Source organism: Bilophila wadsworthia ATCC 49260, assembly GCF_000701705.1.
Classification (GTDB): Bacteria; Desulfobacterota; Desulfovibrionia; order Desulfovibrionales; family Desulfovibrionaceae; genus Bilophila; species Bilophila wadsworthia.
Window position 1 is genome coordinate 85,497 of the sequence record NZ_JNJP01000003.1, and the last position, 24,099, is coordinate 109,595.

Below are 24,099 nucleotides of genomic sequence, written 5' to 3' on the forward strand. Positions count from 1 at the left end.
CGGTTGCCGACAGCCGGAAAATCCAGCGTCCTGCTGTTCTTCTCCACCGCTTCCCGCGCTTTGGAAGTGTTATACAAATCAAAACGCCGCGCTTCACCGAAATACAGGTTCCGACAAACGTGGATGGGCACGTCTGTGAACACTTCCTGAAAGGAGTGCAGAAGCTCGATGGAATCGCGGTGCCGGTTGATTATCCAGAAAACAACCAGTTCCCGCCGCATCTCCCGCAGGGCTTCCTTCATGATGTCGCCGTAGCTGGCCGTGCTGGTCTTGGTGCGGGCGGCGGCATTGATGACAACGGCATAATCCGGGTAGTTCTGTACAGTGTCCAGCAAATCCGCCCAGCCGTCGGCGTCGTCCAGACTGTTCAGACGGCAGAGCAGATTCGGCAGGGCAAGGTCCTTATGCGCCTTGAACACGTCCGGGTTGTCGGTATCGGTATCCACAAGCAAAATATTCGCGTTCCTGTTGAGAAGATAGTCCACGAGGGCGAAGGAAAAGAGACTCTTGCCGACGCCGCCCTTGCTGCCGCCGACATAGAATACACTGTTCTGAATGTTCATGATCAAAGCTCCGAATCGGGTTTGTCCGGCGTGTAGAAGTCCGGGATTTCTTCCTGTGCCTGAGGCGTGACGGGAGGAGCCGCGACGGGTTTCACGGCTTCAGGCCGGGGCTTCGGCTCGCGTTTTCGCGGAGCCGCCTTCGCGGGAAGCACCTTTGCCCGGATGACGGGCGCGGGAATGATCACATTGCCCTCGGCCATGATTGCCGCCACTTCCTTCACCGTGTATCCCTTCTCTATTGCTTTCAGGATGTTGGCGTTGAGCAGTTCGGCGGCTTCCTCCCGCGTTTTGCCGAGATTTTTGTCCGGCAAATCATCGAGGATTTTCCGCATGGCATTGATGTCTTTCACCGGAATACGCTTGAATTTTCCCATATGGCCACTCCCGCCTATCGCATCCGCCTGCGCGGTCGGTTCTGCCGTTCCCGCTCTATGCGCCGTTTTTCAAGGTCGCCAACAAAGTCTGCAAGCTGCTGTACACTTCGCTGACATCGGTGAACAATCGCTTCAAGGTGCGAAGTTCCGTCTGAATCAACATCTGCTTGTCCTCCTGCATGTCCAGTCTCGTGCTGAGGGCCGTCAGCCGAGCGTTGCAGTTCTCCTCCATCCGTTTCAGGCTCTGCGTCAGCATCCGTTCTGTTTCGGTCATGAAAGGTATCCTCCTGAATCCGGGGCAAAAGAAGAGCTTCCTCGTCAGGGAGCTGTTTCCATTTTGCCGGATAGCGTTTGGTATTGCAGGCGGCGCGTTTTTCAATGACGCGCTCAAAAGCCGGTTGCAGACGGGCGACCATGCGCCGCGCCGTTTCCTTTTTCTTTTCTTCGGATTCTTCACCCTGAGCGACTTTGGGCGTCCAGCCTCTGGCGTAAAAGCCTCCCCGGAAGCGCACCTTCATGCCGCTGTTCGGGGCAATGACGCTGATGTAGTCCCTGCCTTCGCGGTTGATGCGCAGTCCCTGTTCCTTCAGGGTGTTCAGAACATCCGTTCGATCCCGGATAAGTCCCCGCGTCACTTTCTCCCTGAGAAAGGCGTGAATGACCTCCTTGGCCCTGTCGCGGTCGCTTTCCCTGATTTCCTTGCCCCATCTCGCCATCCGCGCCTTGAACAGGTCGGCCTTTTTTGGAAGTTCATCCCGCGTTCGCGCCGGATCGTCCGGCCGCGCCCAGCCTTCGCGCCAGTTGAAGAGATCGCGGAAAACATCAAAGTCTTTTTGCCAGCCGGGAGGGCAGGCGTTGAAATCCTTGCCGCTGGAAAGTTCCATGCGTGGAATGAGGAAATGCAGCTCGTGATGCCCGGCATGGGTATGCCGCACCCAGAGGATATTGCGCTGATCCGCTTCCAGCCCGGCAAAGGCCACCTGCTCAAACGCATCCATGACTTCCTCCTCCTGTGCCTCGCTGATCTTCTCATCCGGATGCCACGACAGAGCGCCGGAGGTGAATTTCCATCGCCGCTCTATGCTGTCGATGAGCGCGCGGGTCATGGCGGGCTCGCCGCGCAGCACCTGGGGCGGGGCTGTGTCTCTCCCCGGATAGTCCGGGCGTACAAGATAGCGGCTGGGCTTGTCGCCTTCTCCTGTGCCGTGCGGAAAGACCTTCATCAGCATGGCTCGGCCTCCGGTTCATTTTCCGCTGAAGCGCATGATGCGAACTCGATAATGCGCTGTTCGATGCCCGCCAGCGCCGTCAATACCTCCACGGCTTCCGCCGCGCGTTTATAGGTGTTGGCCCATCTCGCAAGTTGATTGATGTTCGCGCCGATGCGTGCCAGTTCCCGCAACCGCCGTTTCTCTTCCGGCGTTTTCCGCAGACGGATGCCAAGGCAGGTCTGGCGGATGTAGTCCGACATGCTCATGCCGTGCAGTCCCGCGTTGAAGCGGAGGATGTCGCGTTCCTCCGGGAACACGCGCACGACCACGGCTGCGGTGCGAACAGGCTTGACGCGCTTCATTGCCTTTCCTGCCTTTTGCCTTTCCGGGGTTCAAAGGGGCAGTGCCCCTTGCCAGCCGTGAGGCTATACGCGCAGCGTATAGACGAAACGTAGGCTGGCCCTCGGAGACAATGCCGGACGAATGAACAGGCATCCGTGCGAAAACGAGGACACATGATGCGACCATCGGGAATGCGGTAAGTGCGTATCGGCTGTGGAGCGAAGTTGTATACGGCGTGTCGCTGGTGGGTATGACGACGGTGCCGGGTAAGTATCCGGCTCATGGGAAAACGGTATGCGGCGAATGCCTGAACGCTATGCGCAAGCCGTGTAGGCAGTATCCGACGCAAGGCAAGATCGGCATAACACACATGACGGCGCGGACATCTGAAGGCCGGGCGGAAGGCAACGCCACATGTATCGGTAAAACTCTGCGGAGCGTACGCCGGGGCAGATTTGCATGTATCGTATTCGCCGCATGTCGGTATGTGGGAAAACTGCGGGAGGCGAAAAACGCTTTTTTGTGTTGTTGCCTTTGTGTTTTTGAACTGCGGACTTCCTTTGACCGAGCCCCCGCTGGAGGCTTCCTCGTCCGTCGCCCGCAAGCATCCATAGCCGGAAAGCAAGGTCATCCGGTCAAGGCCCGCGAAGCGGCCCGACAGGGCATGGCCTTGACCGAATGACCGCTTCCGGCACCCGTGCGGGGGTGACGGACGAAGAGCCGGGGAAGAAACGAGGTTCATTTTTCCTCCGGTTCGGCGGTGAGCTTTTCCAGAAGCGCGGCAATATCTGCCGCTCGCCACGCCGTTGTGCGCGGGCCGAGTTTGACGGGTTTCGGATAGCGGCCGCTTTTGCAACCCGCCCACCATGCGCTGCGGCTGACGGGAATGAGCGCGAGTACCTGGGGCAGACGAAGCAGAGCGTTACTGGATATATTTTGCATGGAGTTCCTCCTGTCTGGTTATGTTCGGCACAGTATCTCATGGCTTTTCCTGCTCTTTTTATTTTGAGGTTCCCGCATACAACAGGATAAATCCAATATTGTCCTGTGAGATGCCATTTGTGTTCAAAAAAAATTCAAAATACCACTTGACATGTTTTTGTGTTTAAAGATGTATTCCTGTAACTTGTTGAAATTGCATAACTCTAATAGCATATAAAATTAATGTTTTCACTGGGCTATATTAGACGTATTTGTCTTTTGCAGGCCCAAGAAACCACTACCGCATTTCACTGTCCTTCTGTGTCTCTTTGCGTAAGCTGTCCAGATAGTCGGCCCATGCCTGCATCATGCGGTGTCGGTGGGGAAGATATTGGGCATGGTTGTAGGCGATACGGGAAGTGTCCTTTTCCTTGTGGGCCAGTTGGCGTTCTATCCAGTCGGGGTCAAAGCCCTGTTCATTGAGCAGGGTTGAGGCCATAGACCGAAAGCCATGAATGCACATTTCCTCCTTGCCGTACCCCATAGCGCGTAATGCCTGTAGGGGAGTGGAGTAGTGGATAGGCTTCCTCACACTGTTTCTTGAGGGAAAAAGGTATGTTCCACCCCCGGTGACGGCATGAAGCTCCTTGAGAATGGCAACAGCCTGCGATGACAGCGGGACGATGTGCGGCTTTCGCATCTTCATGCGTTCGGCCGGTATGTGCCATTCCCGTGTTTCCAGATTGAACTCGCTCCATTCGGCGCGGACAAGTTCGGCGGAACGGACAAAGAGCAGAGGAAAAAGGCGCAGCGCGCACCTGACCTGAAAATGTCCGTGATAGTTGTCCAGCCTGTTCAGAAGCACACCGATTTTTTCAGCGGAAACGATGGTGGCCCTGTGCCTTCCCTGATGCGGACGTATGGCTCCGCGAAGATCGGCGGCAATGTTGCGCGTCACTCTGCCTGTGGCAACGGCGTAGCGGAAAACCATGCCGCAATACTGGATGATTCTGTGGGCGATAAGCTCCTTTCCCTTTCTTTCAAGCGGCTTGAGTATCAGCAGCAGCTCTTGCGCCGTGACCTCGGAAATGGGCTTCCGTTTCAAAGTGGGGAAAAGATGGAGTTCGAACGTGGACAGTTTCCGCTTTCTGTCTTTTGGGGAATTGTGGATTGTCTGCGTTTCATGCCATTCACGGACAACATGCTCGAAGGTATTGGCTTCCGCGAGGAGGGCGGCGTTTTTCATATCCTTCTTGCGTTTGCCCGGATCAATGCCGTCGGCAAGCAGCTTTTTTGCCTCATTCCGTTTTGTCCGGGCATCCTTCAGGGAGACAATCGGATATTCCCCGAAACTGAGCAGCTTTTCCTTGTCGTTGAAGCGGTATGCCATGCGCCAGAGTTTTGAGCCTGTCTTGGCGACATAAAGGTACAGGCCGCCGCCGTCCGCGTATTTTTTCGCTTTTTCAGCGGGCTTCAGATTTCTGATTTGTGTGTCGGTCAGCATGACGTACCTCTCTGGCTGGATGTATCCCGCAACGCCTTGTCCCGCAGGAGAAAAAGATACCTGGCCCATTCCCGCATCATGGTTTTTCTTTCCGGCAGATGCTGCCACGGGTCAAAACGTGTGCGCCCGGAGTGCGCCAACTGCATGTCGATGATGTTCTGTTCGTACCCAAGGACGAGCAGCAATTTGGCGACAAGAGAACGGATTCCGTCAAAGGACAGTTTTACGCCGTCATATCCGCGCCTGCGCAGGGAAACGGTGATGGTGGATATGTCGATGGGGCGTTCAGGAGAACGGACGCCGGGGAACAGCAGGGTTCCATGACCAGAGTATTCCTTCAGTTCCCTGAGAATTTTTACTGCCTGCGGCGCGAGAGGTACAATATGCTCATATTTCGTCGCCATGCGTTGCGCGGGGATAACCCAGAGTCTGCGGGAGAAATCAAATTCGTTCCATTCGGCACAGCGCAATTCACCGGAACGGACGAACAGCAGGGGAACCAGTCGCAGGGCGCACCGCACAGGGAAATAGCCGTCATGCCGCTCAAGGTTCAGCATAATCTGGCCGAGTTTCCCGGCGTCAAGCGCGGCGGCTCTGTGCCCTGTCTGTCTGGAACGTAACGACGCGGGCAGTTCTTCCGTGGCGTCCCGTGCGGCCTTGCCGGTGGCGACGGCATAGCGGCATATCTGGCCGCACACATCCGTCAGCCTGCGGCCTCCGCGCAATTTCCCGGATTGCCGCAACGGTTCGATGGCACTCATAATGTCCTCGGCGGTAACGTCTGTCATGGCCTTGCCGCCGAAGACGGGAAAGAAATATTCCGTCATCCCCCGCATCATGAAGAAGCGATAGCGGTTTTTACAGTGAAGGGTTTCCCGCTCGTACCATTCCATAGCCACGGATTGGAACGTAGCATTGGAGGTAGATATCCGCGCGGCCTTCCTGTGTTCCGCCGGGTCAATGCCGTCCTTGAGCAGAGCCTTGGCTTCATCCCGGCGTTGCCGTGCGGCGCGGAGTGATACCTGGGGATATTCACCGAAGGAAAGGAGTTTGGCCTTTCGCTCAAAACGGTACGCCAGCCGCCAGAGTTTCTTGCCGCTGGTCGGAATGAACAGGAACAGCCCGCCGCCGTCCGCATACTTTTTCGGTTTGTCGGCGGCTTTCAAGCCTTGAATAATGTAGTCATCCAGCATAATTTTCTCCGTGTCAGGGGTGCCCGTAAATCCTCATGAATCCAATGGCATCCGATACCCACAAATAAAAATATTTGCAGTATTATCAAAGGATTATCTGAGAATATTTCAAGATGCCAATTTGTATGAATACCCTGAATAATACCCGGAAAACAGCGGGATGCAAGACGCTTTTCCTGGACTTCTCTGGATGGATAATTTTAGATAATATATTGAAATATAAAATATTATGAGTCTAGATAAGTCTATTTGGACATGAAATGAGAGTTTGTAGTTCACGCCAGTAGCGTCAAGTTCCCAACCGCTTGTGACCTGTCCGAAAGTTGATGCCCACGCATCAAAGTGTTCAATATTCTTGTCTTTCAGATCATCATACTGCATGTATCGTTGCAGAGTATAAACTTCGGCAATGGTATTACTGATGGGAGTTCCGGTCATGAAATACACACCACGGCCATCGTTCTTGCGTTGCAGATAGCGGCACTTGATGAACAGGTCGAGCGCCTTGGCGGAACCGGTAACATTGCCGAGACCGGAGACGTTCATGGTGGTCTGGAAGGCCAGATTCTTGAACTCGTGGCTTTCGTCGATAAACAGGGCATCCACGCCCAAATCCGCAAAATCCACGGCCCGGTCTTTTTCCCCTGTTCCGGCAAGCAGGGCATTGTAACGTTCCTCCATTTTCTCGCGCTGTTTCTCAAGCTGCTTGATGGTGGCCCGTCCGCCTTCAGCGGCTTTGGAAGCCTCAATGGCCTCGATGACCGCATCGATCTGTTCCTTGAGAATCTCCTCCTGCACATCGCGGGGCATGTCGATTTTTTTGAAGGAACTGTGCGCCACAATAACGGCATCCCAATCGCCGGTGGCAATACGTCCAAACAACCGTTCCCGGTTCTGTTTGGTGAAGTCCGTCTTGTCGGCTACCAGAATGTTCGCATCGGGATAGAGTTTATAAAATTCATCTTTCCACTGATATAACAAGTGATTCGGTACAACAATCATTGGCTTGGAGAGAAAGCCCATGCGTTTTGATTCCATAACTGTAGCCACGCAGGCCAGCGTCTTTCCCGCCCCAACAACGTGGTCAAACAGGCAAGTACCTTCCTGAATGGCCCGCCACACAGCATTTTTCTGATGCGGGCGCAGTTTGACGGCTTCGGAAGCGCCCACCAGCTCAAGATGGGAACCGTCATAGGTCGGAGGGACGTTTGTGTTGAATTTTTCATTGTAGAGCCTGGTCAGCATGTCCCGCCGCTCGTCATCCGTCCACACCCAATCCAGAAATGCCTGTTTGATTTCATCAGCTTTCTGCATGGCGGCGGCGGTCAGTTCCTGGTCGATGACCATGATGGGCCTGCCCTGGTCGTCATGCTGGCCGCTTTCCTTCTGCACCTTGATGGGTTTGTTCATGAGCAGGGCTTCGATAATCTTTCCTGCGGAATATTCGGGAATGCCCCATACGCTGGAGGCAAGCGAAGCATCCCATATGCTGACGGACGCTTCCCAGCGGCCCAGCGTCGGCAGATAATTGATGGTCTGCATTCCCTTGCCGCCGTGCAGATGTTCCACGAAGTCGGCAAAGACCTGCGCCGGAACCCAGGAGGAGCCGAACCTGATGCCGATGTCCACAGCCTCGATGTCTGGCGGCATGGCGGCGGCCAGGGCTTCAACATTGGGAGCGAAACGCGGATCGGATTCCGCTGCGGCCTGCGCCCGATGCAGTTTGGCCCGGACATTGCCAGTCAGGTATCTGTCGCGGATTTCCCATTCCTCGGTGGAAGGATTCAGGAAAATCTGCCCCTGCTCGCGCAACTCCGTCTGAATGTCCTCCGCCGGACGATGCAGGAGCCGCGACATACGGCTGAAATCCACCCTGCCGTTTTCCCGCAGGGCAATAAGCAGGGCATCCTTGATGGTTTCCGCATGTTCCACGATCTGGGCGGGCCTGAGTACCCGTTGCCGGAAAATGGCGGCTTTTTTCGCTGACGCCGGACGAGCCTCGCCACCATGCTTGCGGGCCGTCTCCGGCGACAGGCCCTTGTCGTAATCCAGCTCCAGCGACTCCAGCAGGGAATGTTCCGGGTCGCTCCGCATGAGGCCGCGATTGGTCTGGGAATTGAGGTGGCCGTATTTTCTGACAAAGGTATCATACTGCGAGTTGAGCCTCTGGCGCAGCGTCGCCATCCGGCTTTCATCGCCGTCGCTCTTTTCCTCGTTGAGCAGTTCGCGCAGGGTATCCCGGATTTGAATCATGGAAACCAGGCGCAGACGGGCCGTCTCATTCTTGACCGGGAAAATGTCGTAATCGCTTTCACCGAATGCGGCGACGGTTTTGAAGACAATCTTCCGGCTTTGCGGCTCCACGCACAGGGCGTCCGCTTTCAGGGACTGGAAATACGGGCTGCGGATGAAGTCGGCGTTGCGTACCCTGACTTCCGTATTGAGCGGATTTTCCTCCTGCGGAACGAAACAGTTCGCCGGAAGCACGTCCAGCCGTGCGGCGATTTCCTGTCCCAAATCCGCATGAGCCGGATCGGGCAGGCAGTTCAGCGCCCCCTCGAACATCCCCCCGGAAAAAGCCAATGTGCCGATAATCTGCCGTGGATTTTCCACAAAGTAGCTGTTGACCGTGGCCGGACGCCTGCCGCCGTTTTTGAGGTCATCAATTTCTATGGAGGCGGTGTTCACCCAATCCCGGCTGCGTTTGTTTTCGCCGTCATGCCGCTGGAAAAACACGATGTCGGTCGTGACATCGGTCAGCGCATTCTGGCGGAATGCCGTTTCCGGAAGGCGGACAGCCCCCAGGAAGTCGGCGTATTGCGAGATATGCTCACGCGCCGAGGAATCGACGGCATCCATGAAATAGCGGCTGACCACAAAGGCCGCGACGCCGCCTTCCCGTAACAGATTGATGGATTTGGCGAGGAAATAGTTGTGGGCAGAGAACTTCCGCAGTTCAGGAAAGTCCGGGTCATACAGCGACTGATTGCCGAAGGGAGGATTGCCGACTACGGCATCGAAAAAGCCTCTGTTGAGTCGGGTAGTTTGGAAACCATTATTTATATGATGGTCATTGGGATAAAGATACTTGGCGATGGCGGAAGTTGTGGGATCGAGTTCCACCGCAAGAAAGTTCGTGTTAAAATTTTCAGGGCAGAGACCGATGAAATTGCCGATGCCCGCCGAGGGTTCCAGAATGCGGATTTTTTTGCCGCTTCCCAATCCAATCTTGGAAAGTCCCTGATAGATACCTCGGATAACAGTTTCCGAGGTATAATGAGCATCCTGAGTGGAACGGCGGGCGGCGGCATAGGCGTCCGGGGAAAGCAGGCCCTGCAATTCCCGGTATTCAGCGGTCCATTGCGCATTTCTTGCATCAAAGACTTGCGGCAGGCCGCCCCAGCCCACATAGCGGACGAGGATTTTCTGCTCTTCCGGCGTGGCCAGTGCCGCGCCGCTGGTCTGGAGCTGTTTGAGCAGGCGTATGGCGGCGACGTTATCCGCATATTTGGTTTTCGCGCCGCCAACGCCCAGCCGGTCTTCCGGGGTTATCCGGTAATTTTCAGGCTCATGTCGATGCCCATGCTCTCCAATATCTCCGAATCCGACATCCCCCGCAGGCTCGCCTGCCGGGAGGTCTCGCTGCTCAATGCTTCCGCTTCCGTCTGCTGCTGTCCGTAAAGTTTCACCATGAAAGGAATGTCCCCCATCGCCTCCAGCTTCTTCAGTTCTTCGGGGCTGTTCAGCGCCCAGCGATCCAGAATCGAGTAGCCCAAACTGGTGTACCCGCCGCTTCTCACGTCGTTGATGGTTTCGGGCTTGAGAACCTTTCGTGCGATTTCGAGCGGATAGGCTTGCCTGTCGAGCATGTTGCACCTCCAGAGAAAGGGTATGAGTGAACTCGGAAATTTCCTGTATGGTCAGATAGTCGTCCGCCCCATCTTCAAACAGTTTTTCGGGCGTTCTTTTTTCACCGTCAAGGAACTGCATGATGGCCGTGTTGGGGCTGTACATGCGGGAGCCGTCTTGCAGCTCATATACGGAATCGCCACTTCCATTGATGCCAAGGCGTCTTTTGTCCCCGTCATTTGTGGGGAAGGGAAAAGGCTTTTCTGTCCGTGCCGGTTCCTGCTGGTCTGTCTCCTCTTTTTTCAGCTCCGCCTCTGGCGTGACGGAAATGGACTGTTTCTGCTCAATCTGTGTAGCGGGGGCAGGGATACTTTCCTCCCGCATGTCGTCCTGAATGTTTTCTTCCCGTATTTCCTCGATCTGGTTCGCCATGAAGTCGAAGAACAACAACTGGCGGGGATCGTGCGTCTGCTTGCGCCGTCTGGCCATGTGTTCCCATCCTTGTCTGAACGGCGGGAAGGCGGCGCAATGCTTGCGGCGCTACTCCCTCCCGCCGGAATGTTCATCCGGGGTGAATTTCAGTTTTTCAGCGTTTTCAATGAAAATCCGCCCGTTTTCTTCAAGAAAGACAACCTTGTCTCCCGCCTGCACATTGAGTCTTTTGCGAATTTCAGCGGGAATCGTGATTTGGCCCTTGGTCGTGAGCTTGGCGAGTTCCATATTTTGCCTCCTTGGGTGGTCTTACTAGTAATGTATTCCTTGAAAGTAAGACTACGGCAAAGAGAGGAAGCTGTCAAGAGGCTCCATCAGGGGCACGCTTCTGTTTCGACTGGCAGGCCAAAAGCCCCGGTGCTGTGGTGGCGTTTTTCAAAGATGACCACGGCGCTCGGAAAGGGCGCGGAAGAACCGGCGCCTTCAAAGCGGATACGCCCTCGCAGGTAATGGATTTCCGCCGCAAAGGGCAGGACATACCTGTGCCACCATGCCGTATCGGTTCGGGCGGGAAGCAGGCAGATCACTCTTTCAGCGCGTTCCATCTCAATTTCGTTCACGGCCTTGGCCATCCAATGCGGCAGTGCCCGTCCGTATGGAGGATTCATCCAGCAGACGCCATGCCAGACCTGGCGCAGTCCGTCCTCTTCCGGTGAAAAAAAATTCCCGCACTTGGCGTTCCGCGCCGTGGCGCATACGTCCAGTTCGCACGGCCCGAATCTGGCATTCAGTTCTCGGAACAGCGGCCAGGGAGTCGCCCAATCATGTTTTTTACTCAGAAAATGCACGTTCATGCGTTCCCCCTCAAAGAAGCGACTCGTTCAGCAGGCCGCGTGTTATGATTTGCGAGATTTCGTCTTTTGCCCGCATATCTCCAGAGCGGGCCTTGCGGGCTAGTTCCAGAGCCGTGGGTAGTTCTCCAGCCTTGAAATCGCAAGCCGGAAAGCGGATGCCGTCCAGAATCCATGTCGGCGTGGATACGATGCGCGATTGCGCGGCGACAATATCCGCGCCTACCAGGGGTGCGGCAGCTTGCAGGGCGTCCGCGAAGGCTTCCGGCGCAATGGCGGCTTCCTGAATCGCGGTCTGGAGAGCAGCTTCATAGGGAACCGGAATGCCGAGAGATGTTTTCGGCAGAACGGCATCCCAGAAGCGATTCGCCGCATTGATGGAAAAGCCGCGCAATGCCTCATAGGCCAGGGCTTTTTTCAGCGATTCGCCGTATTCATCCGAGGGGATATGCCGCACGACGATGCACAGGCCGGGATTGTCCCGCTGCGCCTGGAGCGGTTCCTGAATGCCGCAGTACGGGCATTCGAGATTCGACCAGTATTCAAGAATGTCGTCCTCAAAGCCGTCCACCGGCCTGCCGTCGAGACAGGTTCTGCCGGAGAGACTTTCGTGCGGGGAGTAAGGGGATGCCAGGTCTTTGGCTATCTCGGTTTTTACGCCCACTTCCACGGCCATCCGGTCTGACATGGGCGTTCCGGCGGAAGCGGTATGGCAAAGTCCAATAAGGCACCAAAAGAAAAGAATCTGGGCCAATATAATGTTATGCCGCATGGTCATACTGTTTCTCCTGAGAAAGCTGTAGAAGTTGAGGAACGCGCAGTTGAGCCTTTTTGAGAGAGGGATTGGCGTAGAACATGTCTCCCCGGACGATCTGACCGGAAAAGACAAAGTGTGCTTCGCCCTCTATCTGTTCCTGCAAATCGCGCAGGACAACGCGGTCTTCCTGTTCAACTGTGGTATTCATGGCGTCACGGTAATCGGAACTGATCTGTTCATTGACATTGAAACCTGTGGTACGCAGGACAGTGCTTTGCCCTGCCTGCCCGCGTATCAATTCCCATGTCTTTTCCGCGTCTTGCAATTTCATGAAAATTTTTATGGACGTATTGGCGACCATCTGTTGTGCGCCTTTCTTGTCGGCTTCCAGAATACCGGCGTAGTCCTGTGAAGCTACAATGGCGGCGATACCCAGCCCGCGCCCCTGTGTCAGCACGACTTCAAAGCCGGGCGTAACAATGGCGGCGTATTCATCTACGATGCACAGATACGGCCCGATGCCCACGGTATCCGTGGGCAGGGTTTCCAGTACGTCCGCCGCGTCGCCTTCGATATGAGCGCCAAGGCCCACGGCGCAGGCATTACGGATGGCTGAAAGACTGATTTTGCCGAGACTGGCGAGTTCGGCGGGAGCTTTTTCCAGAGAAGGCAGGAGAACGACGAGGATTCTTCGCTGCATGATGGCATCACTGAAATCTACCTCTCCATCTTCCGCGCCATAGATGTGGCTGTAGGTATCGGTCAGGCTGGAAAGGGCCTTGCCGAAGTAGGATTGCGCGTAGCCGAACTGTTCCGCGAAGGATTCCGGCTGCTCTTTCAGGTCACGACCGGCAATCCAGCCGGAGGTGGCAAGAGCGGCCTGGATGGAGGCGCGGGACTCTTCATCCAGTTCAGGATGCAGGGCCAGCGCCACGCATTTTTCCAGTGCCAGGGAGTCGCGGATAATGGAGGTGGAGAGCTTGAGCAGGCCCTTGTCCCGCAAGTCCACCAGCGCGTACATGACGCCGGAAATCAGGGCCTGCGCCTTGTCGGCAAAGATGGAATTGGCCCCCTCCGACGCGGGCATGAGGGAAACAAGAAGCTGCGTCAGAGCTTCCGCCGAACCGAACGTGAACGGGTTATTGGTGTTGGAAAGACGGCGCGGGGACTTGCCCTTGACCTTGCCTGACGTGCCGTAGTTCAGCACGCGGAAATCGTCATCTCGCCCCAGGAATCGGGCCATCTGCCATATCTGGACTGCCAGCTTGGGGCTGGCTTTGGGGTCGATGTAGAACAGCCCGGATGCCGTGGCCAGGGCGTTGTAGGACAAGGAAACCAGCGTTTCCGTCTTGCCGGAACCAGTCGTGCCGAAAAGCAGACAGTGCGTGAGGATGTCCTTGGCTTTCAGCCAAAGCTCCTGTTTGTCCTGAAGTCGATTGCCGAGGAAGAAAATGCCCTCCGGTCTGGCAAAACCGCCCCGTCCGGGCAGGGGATCGCCTTTGTCCGTACCGGTCAGACCCATCGGCATACGGAACGGCAGGCGTTCCCTGTTCACGCAGGCGCAACGGGCGAGAAAGAGCGCCAGTCCGAGACAAAACAGCGGCGTGGCACAGGCCGGGAAAAGCAGGAGACACAGCCCCGCCGTGAAAATGCCGCCGGTCTGCACCTGACCGAGCTTGAGTGCGTCCGCAAGTCGTTGCGAGGGGGAGCGCACATCGCGGTGCAGGCGTTTGCGCTCCTGAGTTTCGTGGTCTTCCAGACCTCTGATATGTCGTACCATGAGTTTGAACCTCAATAATCCTGTTGTGCCAGTGAGGGGTCTTCATTGGCGTCGTATTCGGGGTCGTCTTCCGCATCGGCCACTACCATGTCCGGCGGCGACTCAATGGGTGAAGACGCCTGGGCGGAACTATCAGGGGAAGATTCCGTATTTGTGGACTCGGCAGGCGGCACAAAGATTTCCGTCAGCCAGCCCTGAGCGGACAGAGCTTCCCTGAGGCTTGCCACGGCGGGAGCCACATGCGGTTTTGTCAACGTCTTCCTTTCTTTTTCTTCCGCCGTGTAGTGTGCCCAGGGCGCAAAACCTTCGGCCCATGCCGCGCGTCCTCCACACTGATTGAGCGCGTACCAGAGCGGACGATCCAGCGGACGGAGCCAGAGGAACTGCGAACTGGCCAGCACGCCTTTCTGTCGCGCCCGATACAGCAAGGCCATGAACCAGGGCAGTTCATAGGCGGCATGGATGCTCAGACACTTCTCGTTCAACACGGAAGCATGGCGTTCCCATTGCTTTTTCAGCTTGTTGGTAAAATCGCCGTCTTCCAGAAGAGGACAGTACGCCTGCCCATTCTCTTCGGAGTAGAAAAGAGAAACCGCATCCAGCAGGGAGACGCAGCCCTTCTTGTCCCCGCCCGCATAGGCCAGAAAAGCGACGGCCAGAGCGCGACGGCAGGGCGACAAGCCCTCGTAGCCCTCAAAGCGTTTGCCGAGCTGTTCCGTCAGCACACGAAGCGCTTTTTCTCCATCCAGCCGGGCGTTGCCCCAGGCGGGCAGTTCCGTGGACGGCAGGCCGTTTTTCAGGGCCTGTTCCGGTGAGAACGGCTTTCCCTGTTCATCAAGCAGCAAGCCATGTTCCAGAGCGAATTGCGCGGGTGTCCGGGCGACTTTCCACAGGCCGGAATCGTAGGATTCCGGCGAGAGCAGATACTTGCCGCGCCCCACAACGGGCCGCAGGCAGGGAAAAGACTCCGCATTGTTTTTCAGCAGGCTTTCCATGTTGAAACGCCGGACAAGACCATCCACGCGGCCCATGAAGATGGCCGCCACGCCGAACAGGACGAGCAGCAAGGCAAAGGGCCAGCGAATCCACGAACCGGTGTAGCGCAACACCTTCCACATGTTTTCCCAGGACAGGGAGGCCGGATCGGCATCCGCGATACGCGCCCACGCGGTTTGCGCCTCCTCAAAGAAGGGCGCGAAGACCTGAATCTGGGCTTCGGCCAGCGCCAGCAGCGGTCTGTTCACATCGTCCGCATACACGACATAGAGGGCGGGCAGCAGCACAAAGACGAAAACCAGAAAGGCGCACCACAAAAAGAGATGGTCGTCCCTGCTATCCCGACTGTTCATTGCCCTGCCTCCCGCTCAAGAACGGAGAGCGTGACAATGCCTTCCCGGCGCAGCCGTTCCAGATTGCTTTTGACGCGCCGGATATAGGCATCCCGGCGATGCGGCGTGCGGGAATGATACACCCCGATGGCTCGCCAGAGACTGCCCGTGCGCTGATATTCCTTCCGCAGCAACCAGGCCGCCGCATAGGCGTTGACGCGGCCATCACGGAGTACGGTTTCCGGCGCAATGCCCATCGTGGCCAGTTCATTGAGATGCACGGAATTGACCTGGAATCCTCCCAAATCCCATGTGCCGTTTTTATTGCTCAGGGCTTCTCCGGTTTTTCCTCCTTCCGTGGCAAGAATGGCGAAGAGCGCGGCGACAGGCATTCCACTGGCGTGGGCCGCGTCCACAACGCAGTCAACCGTCAGCGGATGCATAGGCGGGAAAACGACTTTTGCCCGTCCGGCGGCAAAGACCGCATCCGGCAACAGCCACAGGGCCACGAACAGAAAGAACGTCGCTTTCATTTGAGTTTCCCCGTAATCCTAACGACATACTCCCCGCCGGTGCCATAGACCTTGAAGGGATTGTTGCCGCCCATGCCGTTGACGGAATTGTTGACCTGAGTGTGCGCCTCGTTGATTTTCCGGTTGATGTAGGAATTGACCTGACTGCACATGCCCGCGACAATCTGATCCATGCTCGGCAGAGTCACGCCGAGAGAGAAGACATCTCCGATGGCATTGACGGAACCGAGGCAGCCGGAAAGCGCGTCCCGTTCGGTTTCCGGGTCGGGCATGAGCACGTCATGCGTGTCCGATACCCGTTCGTTACGTTCCTGAATCGCGCCGCCTACGGCGTCTTGCATGTCCTGACAGGAACCGGCGAAACACGGCTCGGCCAGCGCCATGCACAGCAGAAATGTGACAATATATTTCATGTCGCTATCTCCCTTTTTCTATTTGGGGTTCCACCCCAAACCCCGTCGGGGGAAATGATTTCCCCCGAACCCCCTCATTTCGGAACACATGGCTTGCCATGTGTTCCGGCAATGGGGGTCAAGGGGCATCATGCCCCTTGCGGGGGAGTGGGGGCAGTGCCCCCACATCTTCCCTCCTATTTTCCTCTTTTCTTCGCGTTGAAATCCGGAGCGCCGCCCGGAGCGACAGGCCAGGTCTTCTTGCATCCGGGGTAGCCGGAGCAGCCGTAGAACTCGCCTTTCGCGCCGGAGCGTTTGACGAGCGGCTTGCCGCAGGCCGGGCAGGCGTATTCCGAAAGCGCGGGTTTGGGCCTGGCCTTGCCGGGCTTGCCGTGGTCGTCGGGCAGGATGACCTTGCAGTCGGGATACGCCGTGCAGCCCCAGAACCACGAACCGTCCTTCTTGCGCCTGCGGCGGTTCAGGGCTGCGCCGCAGGAAGGACAGGGAAACGCGGGCCTGCCGTCGCCCAGAATGGGGGCAAGGAGTTCCGGCAGAATCTTCTTCTGCTCCGCAAGAAAGGCGTCGAGCGTTTCCCTGCCCTGGGCGATGGCCTCAAGACGGGACTCCCATTCCGCCGTGGTAATGGGGTCTTTGAGCGCGGGCGGGGTGAGGTCGATGATTTCCCGGCCCAGAGGCGTGGAAACGATGGACTTTTTCTCAAGCGCCAGATAGCCGCGCTCTTTGAGCGTTTCGAGAACCTTTGCGCGGGTGGCCTCGGTTCCGATACCCTTGGTTTCCTTGAGAGTGACTTTGGCATCGGCGTCACCCACAAAACGGTGGACGTTGGCCATCGCCTCGATGAGCGTGCCTTCGGAAAAACGGGAAGGCGGGGAAGTCTTTTTCTTTACGCTTTCCACTGTGCGGCAGGTCACGGCATCGCCCTGTTCAACCGGCGGCAGGGATTCCTCTTCCTGCCTGTCGTCTTCCTCGTCTTTGGAGAAGGCCGTCCATCCGGTGTCCACCATGCGCCGCCCCGTGACCTCCCAACGGGTATCAGCAAGGTTGACCGCGATTTTTCGCGCTTCATAACGCATGGGCGAATGGAATTGCAGGCAAAAGGCCGTGGCAATCATGAAATAGAGAGAACGCTCCTCTGGTTTGAGGTTGTCCGGGGGCAGTTCGCCCGTGGGCGCGATGGCGTGGTGCGCGGTGACTTTTCCCGTATTCCACGCGGCGCTTTTGAGCGAGGCGTCAGCCTTTCCCGCGATCTGTTCCAGGCCGGGAAGCGAGGAAAGCGCGGCCAGCACGGCGGCGGCTTCCTGATACTGCTCGACAGGCAGATAGCGGCAGTCCGTCCGGGGATAGGTGGTCAGTTTGCGCTCATAGAGGGATTGCGCGATGTTCAGCACCTGTTGCGCTGACATGCCGAGTTGGGCGGAAGCGGCTTTTTGCAGGGAGGAAAGACTGTGCGGCAGGGGCGCGGCCTTGCTCTTGTTTTCCCGCAGAGATTCCGTGACAAGGCCCTCCACGCCGTTGACCTGTTCAAGCACAGCGGCAACCTGAGTGAAATCCACGAGCCGCCCGGAAGCGTCCAGACCGGCCTGCGTCTCGGAAGGAACAAAGGTGGCCGTAAATTCTCCGGCGGCATGGGTGAGTGAGGCCCGCAGCACGAAATAGTCCACGGGTTTGAAGTTGGTAATTTCCCTGTCGCGGGCAACGACCAGAGCGAGGGTGGGAGTCTGGACGCGGCCCAGAGACAGCGTTTCGGAACGTCCGCCTTCTCTTCCCTTGATGGTCAGGGCGCGTGTGGCGTTGATGCCCACCAGCCAGTCGGCCAGACTTCTGGCGCGGGCGGCGTCGCGCAAAGGCGCATAGGGCGTATTGTCCCTGATGCCGTTCAGGGCGATGCGGACGGATTTGTCATCTAGAGACGGCAGCCAGATACGGGCCACCGGGCCACGATAGTTGAAATGCTCCAGTACTTCGTCCACAAGAAGCTGGCCCTCGCGGTCGGGATCGCCTGCGTTGACCACGGAATCGGCCTCGCGCAGCAGGGAGCCGATGACGGCAAGCTGTTTGGCGGAATCCTTTTTGACCTTGTATTTCCATTCAGAAGGAATGATGGGCAGGTGTTCGCGCCGCCATTGGGAATATTCGGGCTTGTATTCCTGCGGCCAGGCAAGTTCGAGCATGTGCCCGAAGCACCATGTCACCACATCGTCGCCGCAGCGGATGCAGCCGCTTTCCGTGCGGCCATTGCCCAGACCATTGGCGATGGCTTTTGCAAGATTGGGTTTTTCGGCAATGAAAAGTCGCATATCACATCCTCATACGCCGCGCGGAAGCGGCTTTCTGTTCGTTCAGGGGAAGGGGATTTTCCACAGCGCCCGGCGCGGAGCGGAGCTTTTCGTCCAGCTCCATGTGCAACGCCTGCGACACCTGGTCGCAGAGCGCGGCCAGCTCTCTGGTGGCGGAAGGGTCGAGCCTGAGCGCCATGTTCAGGAAGTCGGGATTCTGGAGAATCAGGCGGGCCTTGACGGTCAGGTCATCCGTTTCCGCAAATGCTCTGGCGGATTCGGACAGAGAATTCGCGGTTCCGCCGGGCGCGGGACGCGGAGCGTCGGAACCAACCTTTTCCCGGAAGGACACACCGGTCACGGCATCCCGTTGTTTCTGCATCTCCATGAGTTCCGGCCATGCTTCTCGTTTGGGGAACCATCGGGCGGCGGGCTGTTCGCCCGCTTCAAACTGGCGCAGGGTTGTCAGCGCCCGCGCGGCTTCCGAGGCGGCCCGGAAAAGCGCCCTGGATTCCCCGCTGGAAAAGGTCTGGTTCCAGAGCCTGAGCCGTTCCGCGGAACCGTGTTCCGGCATGGGCAGACCGAATTTCGCCCCGGCCAGCATGGAGAACATTTCCGCCCGCATTTCCTCGAAGGCGCAGCTTTTGAGTGTTTGGGCCTTTACAGGCTGTCGGGCTTCCCGTGATGTATGGCCAGTGGCCTTGAAGAACTCCCGCAGCTTCGCGGCGTAGTAAGCGCCGGAACTGTGAAAATTCTCCGGGTACGGCAGCCTGACGGTATCCGTTTTATGGTCGAAGCGCGGAACGCCCTTGTCGTGTTCGACCGCCACACCCGAACTGGCGACAAAGCGTTCCAGCAACTCGTTGCGCTGGGCTTCGCTCATGACGGGCGCGGGCTGTTCCCTGGCGGGAAAGTTTTCAATCTGGGCCGCATTGAAGACCGTGAAGGGATACAGCAGGGTATGTCGCTGCACATCAGGAATGCCCTTTGCCTGCTCTTCGGAAACAAAATTCCACTTTCCGTCCTTTTCCACCGTGAAGAACACGTCCTCCGGGCGCAGCACGGTGACGCCGTGTTCTCCTTTTCGGATGCGGATGTTCAGGTCAGGATATTCCTCCCTGACCGCCTGGAGCTGCTTGAAAGTGAGCCAGCGATTGTCGGTGTAGCCCTTTTCCATAGCGGTCAGCGTCAGACGCACCATGTTCGCTCCGCTGTATTCCTTTCCGGTGGCGGGGCAAAAGGGCGTTTCAGTCACAGACGGCTGACTTTGTTCAGCGTTTTCGGCCAGCGACAACATGGTCTGGGCAATGCCGTTGACAAATTCCTCCTGAACTTCCCGACTGAGCTGAAAGCGGCTCTTCTTTTCATTCTGTGGCGTCTGGTTCATTTCTGTTCCTCCCTGATGTCCACAATCACGGTATCCTGTTCGTCATACGGATTAAGAAATCCGGCGGCGACGGCTTCCTCGCGGCTCATGAGAAACGCGCCCGCGTCAAGCTGACGCTCAATGTCCTCCTGGGTAAGAGAAACGTGCTCCTTTTCCGGGGAGCGCCGCGCGGTATCAAACAGGCCAAGGCTGTTGCGTTCTTTTCTGTTCATGATGATCCCTTTGTAGTTACTGTTCGTTATTCTTGAACAATATATTGAAGAAAGAGGACAGCTCAGTTTCAGCTTCTCCGGGAAGGCTGTATTTACGGCAAAATTGCATGGCAAACTCATGACCGGGCAGAGTATGGAGGATGGGCATGGATTCACTTTCTTCATCATGCAGCCAGAGGTGACGGAAAGCCTCTCTGCCTGACGTATTGCCCTCCAGAATGGAAGCGACGCCGCCGTCACATTCGCAGATTTCAAGAAGACCGTTATCCAGCATGGCATCAAGGGAGTTTTTCATGGCTGTATACTCGGTCTGACCGTGACCAAGCAGGATTTTTCGCAAAATGCTGCCCTGAAGAATGTGATGAAACAGTTCATCTCTTCGCAGGGAGTGCGCGTTGGCTTCATCAAGATTCAAAAGCATGGCGTAATGGGTCATATTGATCACCTTTTTAGTGAGAGGGTTACTGCCAGCGACAGCGTTTGCGCCACTGGCTTTCAGTGTTTCGTGTTTCGCGTCTCCGTCCCATGCAGGCCACGCGGATGGCGCGGAAACAGGCGACGGGCGTCATGCCTGTGCGCTGGACAAGGTAGAGGACGAGGATCGCGGCAAGCGCCAGCCCCGCCGTCCACCAGGCCCAATGAAAGAGCCAGAGGGCCAGAGGAAAGACGGCGCGGGCGTCCAGAATGAAGATTTTGGGCGTGAGCGCGGTATCGCGCCAGAGAACGTCAGCCATTATCCGCCTCCTCCGCAAAGCGGGCATCCAGGGCCGAGACGCTGGAATCCTTGAAACGCCGTCTGTTTTCCGGCAGCCAGGATTCCATGACGAGCATCCGTTGCCACAGGTCAGGGAAGTAACCACGAAGTGTCCGCAGTTCATCAAGAGATTGCAAAGGACAGCAGAAGCAACTGACGCGACTGAAGAAATGGTACAGTCCGCCCCAGGTGAAGCCGCGTTTGTAGCAGTAAGCCAGCGCGTCGGTCTCCGTGACGCCCCATTCCACTAGCGGATACCGTTGTACACAGTAGGCGCTGCCCCTTTTGGTGGAACCGTCCAGCCGATGCCGTTCGTCGGCGGCGAATCCGATACACTGACGCAGGGGGAGTTCAAGGCCACTCCGGTGGGTGAGCGCCAGAAAATGCGCGTGAAGCGCATCCCGTTTGCGGCCCGTACACCAGCGAACGGGCGCGTTGGGCCAGCCCCGGCCAATCATATGCACCTGACGTGTTCCCCGCCTGGCTACCGGATATTCTGAAAACATCCAGTCAAAGGGCGACTTGTCCGTTTCCACGCCAATCGGCATCCTGGGATGCAGGCGCGTGATTTTCAGGCCGGTAAAGGCTTCGAGCTTTTCCAGATGTTCATACATTTCGGGAAATTCCCATCCTGTGTCGAAAAACACGACATCGGCCACGGGTTCGCCGCGTTCGAGGAGCATGAGCAGCATGGCCGTGCTGTCCTTTCCGCCGGAGAGGGAAACCACATTCGCGGGATGTTTCATCACAGCTCCTCCAGCGGAGCGCCCATGAGCGGGTCGATCTCCAGATAGAAGGCATCTTCACCCTGAGCGGCATCCTGTTCCGTTTCGGGACGGAACGGACGCATGTACAGACGGAGCAGACCGGATTTGGGATCGGGCAGGGGCATAGCCTGAAAGAGCAGTCCGAAGGAATCATCCCTGTTTTTGAAGCCAGTACCGATACGCAGCCAGGAGGATTTTGTCTCTCCTTCCTTGACGTATTCCCTGATGCTGAAGATTTCGTAATATGGTATGTTGTCGTTATGCTGTTGCGCCATAATCGGTTCCTTTCCTGTGTTTGCGTTCGGCCAGAATCGCCAGATAGCTGTCCCTGGCGATGTTTCCGTTCGCGTAGGCGGTTTGGGCGGCATCCTGAATCCGTTGGCCGGAAGCGGCCAGCAGGTCTTCGGTTTTCAGAATCAGACGTTCCAGCGGCGTTTCCAGCAGCGTTTCCCGGATTTCCGGCGTAAAGGCCAGATATTCGCGCAGGGCGATACGTCCGCTGTTGTCCGGCAGGGGAAGCAGACGCTGCGAGATGACCAGCCGCAGGCTGGAAAGCATCGTGGCTGCAACTTGCAGTCGTTCCGCGAAGGGAAAGACGTTGATGATGCGGGAAAGCGTTTCCGGCACGGAGCGTGTATGCACGGTGGAATAGGCGGCGACGCCGATTTCCGCGCTTTCCATCATGCCCCGCAGGGTATCGGGATCGCGGCTTTCCCCGATGAGCACCACATCCGGGGCTGTGCGCGTACTGTTGCGCGTGGCCGTCAGAAACGATTTCAGGTGTTCGGGAATCGTGCTTTGCGAGACAGGCCCGCCGGGATTGGGCACGGCATCGAAATCAAACTCGATGGGCGCTTCATAAGTGCTGACATTGCGCCCGCCGCTTTCGATGATGCGCCGCAGAATGGCGGCCAGCAGCGTGGACTTGCCCGATCCCATGACGCCCGTGACCAGCACCAGGCCGTTGGACGGCATGGCATGGTCAAGAATCCCCTGTTCGACGTTCAGGTCTTCCAGAGCGGGCGGCATGGAAGGAATGGTACGGAAGACAATCTTGACGCCGGTTGAATAGCCGTCCGCCACCGGTGTGGCGTTGCCGCGAAAACGGCGGCGCACACCGCGTGATTCCTCAATCTCGTGGGCAAAGTCGTAATCGGACTGCCCGGACTTGATGAGCGCGGACACGGAGTTGTTTTTGGTCAGACGCTCCAGCGCGGCCAGCAGCTCGTCAGTTGTGATGGGCCGTTGCGTGACCTTCCTCCATATGCCGTTCAACCGCATCCATGCGGGCAGACCGGAGCGCAGATTGAGGTCTGACATGTCGCAATGGGTTCCCCAGAGCAACAGGTCGTTGAGTTCCGAATGCGTCCAGCGGATACGGGGTTCATGAGGGTAGAAATCTCTGGCCCCATGCTATTTTCCCCCTTTCTTCCGGGACGCGGCGGGCGCGACCGTGAACGCGGAAGGCGCGGTAATCCGGTAGACCTTCTGGCCGATATTCAGCTTGTTGCCGTTGTCGGATCGGCGCGTCCCCAGGTCGGAGAACGCGGTATTGACCCGGCTCAGAAGGTGCTGCGCGGTGAGCAGGTGATAGAGCATGATGCCGCGATAGCTCCGCGCCATGCGGGACACATTGTCGGCATAGAGATGGTCGGCTTCGGCCAGTCCCTGTGCCCATGCCTCTCGCACGGCGGCTCGCCAGATGGCGCGTTCTTCCGCGTTTTGCGGCAGTACGGCGGGATTGGGCTGTTCCGGCGCGGGGAAGTCATCGGCCATGAGAAACTCCCTCCAGTTGGGCACAACCGCGATGTACCTGGCCGGTTCCAGCAGTTCATAGGTGGTTTTCGCCGCCGTGGCCGTGGCGGCATCTTCAATGCGCATGGATGCTCCCGCCCGCGTGAGCAGGGGCGGCATAATCAGGGCTTCACCCTGCGTGAGCATCAACGGAGCAAAGTTGAAGGCCGTGTCCATAATGGCGCTGTAACGTTCCGTTTCCGTCACAAGCTGGCCGTAACGCCAGGACATGGCAGTCTGGAACGTGACCAGCCGCGCCGCCTCCCGGATGGCTTTGGGCCGCATGAGCTGAACGGCGGTTTGCTCCTTGCTGGTCGCCGTACCTGTCAGTTCCAGCAGTTTTGCCAGTTCCTTCGGTTCTCCCTTGCGCGGCCCGGATGCGGGATCGGCGGGAAGGTACACGTCAAGGGACTGTCCCGCGCCGTCTTCCCGGTACGCGGCGTCATGGGGTACGAACTTCCCCGTTCCCTTGTTGGCGCTGTCGGCGGGAGCCGGGGCGTTGACGACATCCGGCGGCACGGGCGCGGGATTCACCACGTCCCCCCGTTTCCCGGCACAGCCTGCAAGGCAGACAGTGAAGGCCAGCGGAAGCAGCAGAGAAAAGACTTTGCCGTTGCCCGTGTTTTCCCCGCGTTTTTCAGGAATGCGGAAACGTGACAAAATATCGTTCTGTCGGCTGAGATGGTGATACAGCACAATAAAACAGCCAATGATGACCAGAACGGCGCACATGCCGAACGCCCAGCAGACAGCGGAAGAGTCGGCGGCTTCATACCCCTTTGCTGAATCCCAGCGTATAACTGTAGTCGTCGATTTTGGGCGTGGGCATGGGGGAAGACAGTATTTCCATGTCTGTCG

At 57.4% G+C, this 24,099-nt stretch carries 25 protein-coding genes; all 25 read right to left on the reverse strand.

Features of this window, described 5'->3' with window-relative positions; translation table 11 throughout:
- Positions 1 to 563: nucleotide-binding protein (locus T370_RS0102430; RefSeq protein ID WP_029434611.1), on the reverse strand; the 563-nt coding region annotated here is incomplete at its 3' end.
- Between the two features lie 2 nt (positions 564 to 565).
- Positions 566 to 937 carry a hypothetical protein gene (locus tag T370_RS0102435; protein WP_029434612.1) on the reverse strand — a complete coding sequence of 124 codons (372 nt, stop codon included), beginning with the start codon at positions 935 to 937 and terminating at the stop codon, positions 566 to 568.
- 14 nt (positions 938 to 951) lie between these two features.
- Positions 952 to 2,166, reverse strand: coding sequence for a relaxase/mobilization nuclease domain-containing protein (locus tag T370_RS0102440; protein WP_029434613.1), 1,215 nt, complete (start codon positions 2,164 to 2,166; stop codon positions 952 to 954).
- On the reverse strand, positions 2,160 to 2,510 hold the full coding sequence (locus T370_RS0102445; protein ID WP_029434614.1) for a plasmid mobilization protein: 351 nt from the start codon (positions 2,508 to 2,510) through the stop codon (positions 2,160 to 2,162). Before T370_RS0102445 ends, T370_RS0102440 begins: the two co-directional genes overlap by 7 nt.
- A 718-nt stretch (positions 2,511 to 3,228) precedes the next feature.
- Positions 3,229 to 3,432 (reverse strand): helix-turn-helix transcriptional regulator, encoded by a 204-nt coding sequence (locus tag T370_RS0102450; protein WP_029434615.1) that lies wholly within the window; start codon positions 3,430 to 3,432, stop codon positions 3,229 to 3,231.
- A 277-nt stretch (positions 3,433 to 3,709) separates the two neighbouring features.
- Positions 3,710 to 4,915, reverse strand: coding sequence for a tyrosine-type recombinase/integrase (locus T370_RS0102455; protein ID WP_029434616.1), 1,206 nt, complete (start codon positions 4,913 to 4,915; stop codon positions 3,710 to 3,712).
- Positions 4,909 to 6,108, reverse strand: a complete 1,200-nt coding sequence (locus tag T370_RS0102460; RefSeq protein WP_051643709.1) for a tyrosine-type recombinase/integrase — start codon at positions 6,106 to 6,108, stop codon at positions 4,909 to 4,911. The genes T370_RS0102455 and T370_RS0102460 overlap by 7 nt, the downstream gene beginning before the upstream one ends.
- 108 nt (positions 6,109 to 6,216) lie before the next feature.
- A complete protein-coding gene (locus T370_RS0102465; protein ID WP_248604189.1) occupies positions 6,217 to 9,516 on the reverse strand; it encodes an SNF2-related protein in 3,300 nt (1,099 codons plus the stop codon).
- A gap of 140 nt (positions 9,517 to 9,656) precedes the next feature.
- Positions 9,657 to 9,977, reverse strand: a complete 321-nt coding sequence (locus T370_RS25875) for a hypothetical protein (RefSeq protein WP_034505609.1) — start codon at positions 9,975 to 9,977, stop codon at positions 9,657 to 9,659.
- A gap of 520 nt (positions 9,978 to 10,497) precedes the next feature.
- The gene (locus T370_RS0102470; RefSeq protein ID WP_081847455.1) at positions 10,498 to 10,677 is read right to left on the reverse strand and encodes an AbrB/MazE/SpoVT family DNA-binding domain-containing protein; all 180 of its coding nucleotides are present in this window, start codon (positions 10,675 to 10,677) and stop codon (positions 10,498 to 10,500) included.
- A gap of 86 nt (positions 10,678 to 10,763) precedes the next feature.
- Complete coding sequence (locus tag T370_RS0102475; protein ID WP_051643710.1) at positions 10,764 to 11,243, reverse strand: DNA N-6-adenine-methyltransferase; 480 nt, start codon at positions 11,241 to 11,243, stop codon at positions 10,764 to 10,766.
- 10 nt (positions 11,244 to 11,253) lie between these two features.
- Positions 11,254 to 11,928, reverse strand: a complete 675-nt coding sequence (locus T370_RS0102480; protein ID WP_156034316.1) for a DsbA family protein — start codon at positions 11,926 to 11,928, stop codon at positions 11,254 to 11,256.
- 73 nt (positions 11,929 to 12,001) lie between these two features.
- Positions 12,002 to 13,777 (reverse strand): type IV secretory system conjugative DNA transfer family protein, encoded by a 1,776-nt coding sequence (locus T370_RS0102485; RefSeq protein WP_051643711.1) that lies wholly within the window; start codon positions 13,775 to 13,777, stop codon positions 12,002 to 12,004.
- 11 nt (positions 13,778 to 13,788) lie between these two features.
- Positions 13,789 to 15,126 carry a secretion/conjugation apparatus DotM-related subunit gene (locus tag T370_RS0102490; RefSeq protein WP_029434623.1) on the reverse strand — a complete coding sequence of 446 codons (1,338 nt, stop codon included), beginning with the start codon at positions 15,124 to 15,126 and terminating at the stop codon, positions 13,789 to 13,791.
- A complete protein-coding gene (locus T370_RS23385) occupies positions 15,123 to 15,638 on the reverse strand; it encodes a lytic transglycosylase domain-containing protein (RefSeq protein ID WP_051643712.1) in 516 nt (171 codons plus the stop codon). Before T370_RS23385 ends, T370_RS0102490 begins: the two co-directional genes overlap by 4 nt.
- On the reverse strand, positions 15,635 to 16,051 hold the full coding sequence (locus T370_RS0102500) for a hypothetical protein (protein ID WP_029434625.1): 417 nt from the start codon (positions 16,049 to 16,051) through the stop codon (positions 15,635 to 15,637). Before T370_RS0102500 ends, T370_RS23385 begins: the two co-directional genes overlap by 4 nt.
- 176 nt (positions 16,052 to 16,227) lie before the next feature.
- A complete protein-coding gene (locus T370_RS0102505) occupies positions 16,228 to 18,348 on the reverse strand; it encodes a DNA topoisomerase 3 (protein WP_029434626.1) in 2,121 nt (706 codons plus the stop codon).
- Position 18,349: 1 nt separating this feature from the next.
- Positions 18,350 to 19,714 carry a zincin-like metallopeptidase domain-containing protein gene (locus tag T370_RS0102510; protein WP_029434627.1) on the reverse strand — a complete coding sequence of 455 codons (1,365 nt, stop codon included), beginning with the start codon at positions 19,712 to 19,714 and terminating at the stop codon, positions 18,350 to 18,352.
- Complete coding sequence (locus tag T370_RS0102515; RefSeq protein WP_029434628.1) at positions 19,711 to 19,926, reverse strand: hypothetical protein; 216 nt, start codon at positions 19,924 to 19,926, stop codon at positions 19,711 to 19,713. The genes T370_RS0102510 and T370_RS0102515 overlap by 4 nt, the downstream gene beginning before the upstream one ends.
- A gap of 16 nt (positions 19,927 to 19,942) precedes the next feature.
- Entirely contained in the window at positions 19,943 to 20,362 is a 420-nt protein-coding gene (locus T370_RS0102520; protein WP_029434629.1) for a hypothetical protein, read from the reverse strand.
- 25 nt (positions 20,363 to 20,387) lie between these two features.
- On the reverse strand, positions 20,388 to 20,660 hold the full coding sequence (gene icmT, locus T370_RS22540; RefSeq protein WP_034505597.1) for an IcmT/TraK family protein: 273 nt from the start codon (positions 20,658 to 20,660) through the stop codon (positions 20,388 to 20,390).
- Entirely contained in the window at positions 20,653 to 21,426 is a 774-nt protein-coding gene (locus T370_RS0102530; protein WP_029434631.1) for a phosphoadenosine phosphosulfate reductase domain-containing protein, read from the reverse strand. The genes icmT and T370_RS0102530 overlap by 8 nt, the downstream gene beginning before the upstream one ends.
- Complete coding sequence (locus tag T370_RS0102535; RefSeq protein WP_029434632.1) at positions 21,426 to 21,722, reverse strand: hypothetical protein; 297 nt, start codon at positions 21,720 to 21,722, stop codon at positions 21,426 to 21,428. Before T370_RS0102535 ends, T370_RS0102530 begins: the two co-directional genes overlap by 1 nt.
- Positions 21,706 to 22,767 (reverse strand): type IV pilus twitching motility protein PilT, encoded by a 1,062-nt coding sequence (locus T370_RS0102540; RefSeq protein WP_051643713.1) that lies wholly within the window; start codon positions 22,765 to 22,767, stop codon positions 21,706 to 21,708. The genes T370_RS0102535 and T370_RS0102540 overlap by 17 nt, the downstream gene beginning before the upstream one ends.
- Before the next feature lie 93 nt (positions 22,768 to 22,860).
- Entirely contained in the window at positions 22,861 to 23,973 is a 1,113-nt protein-coding gene (locus tag T370_RS0102545; RefSeq protein WP_029434634.1) for a type IV secretory system conjugative DNA transfer family protein, read from the reverse strand.
- Between the last annotated feature and the right edge of the window lie 126 nt (positions 23,974 to 24,099).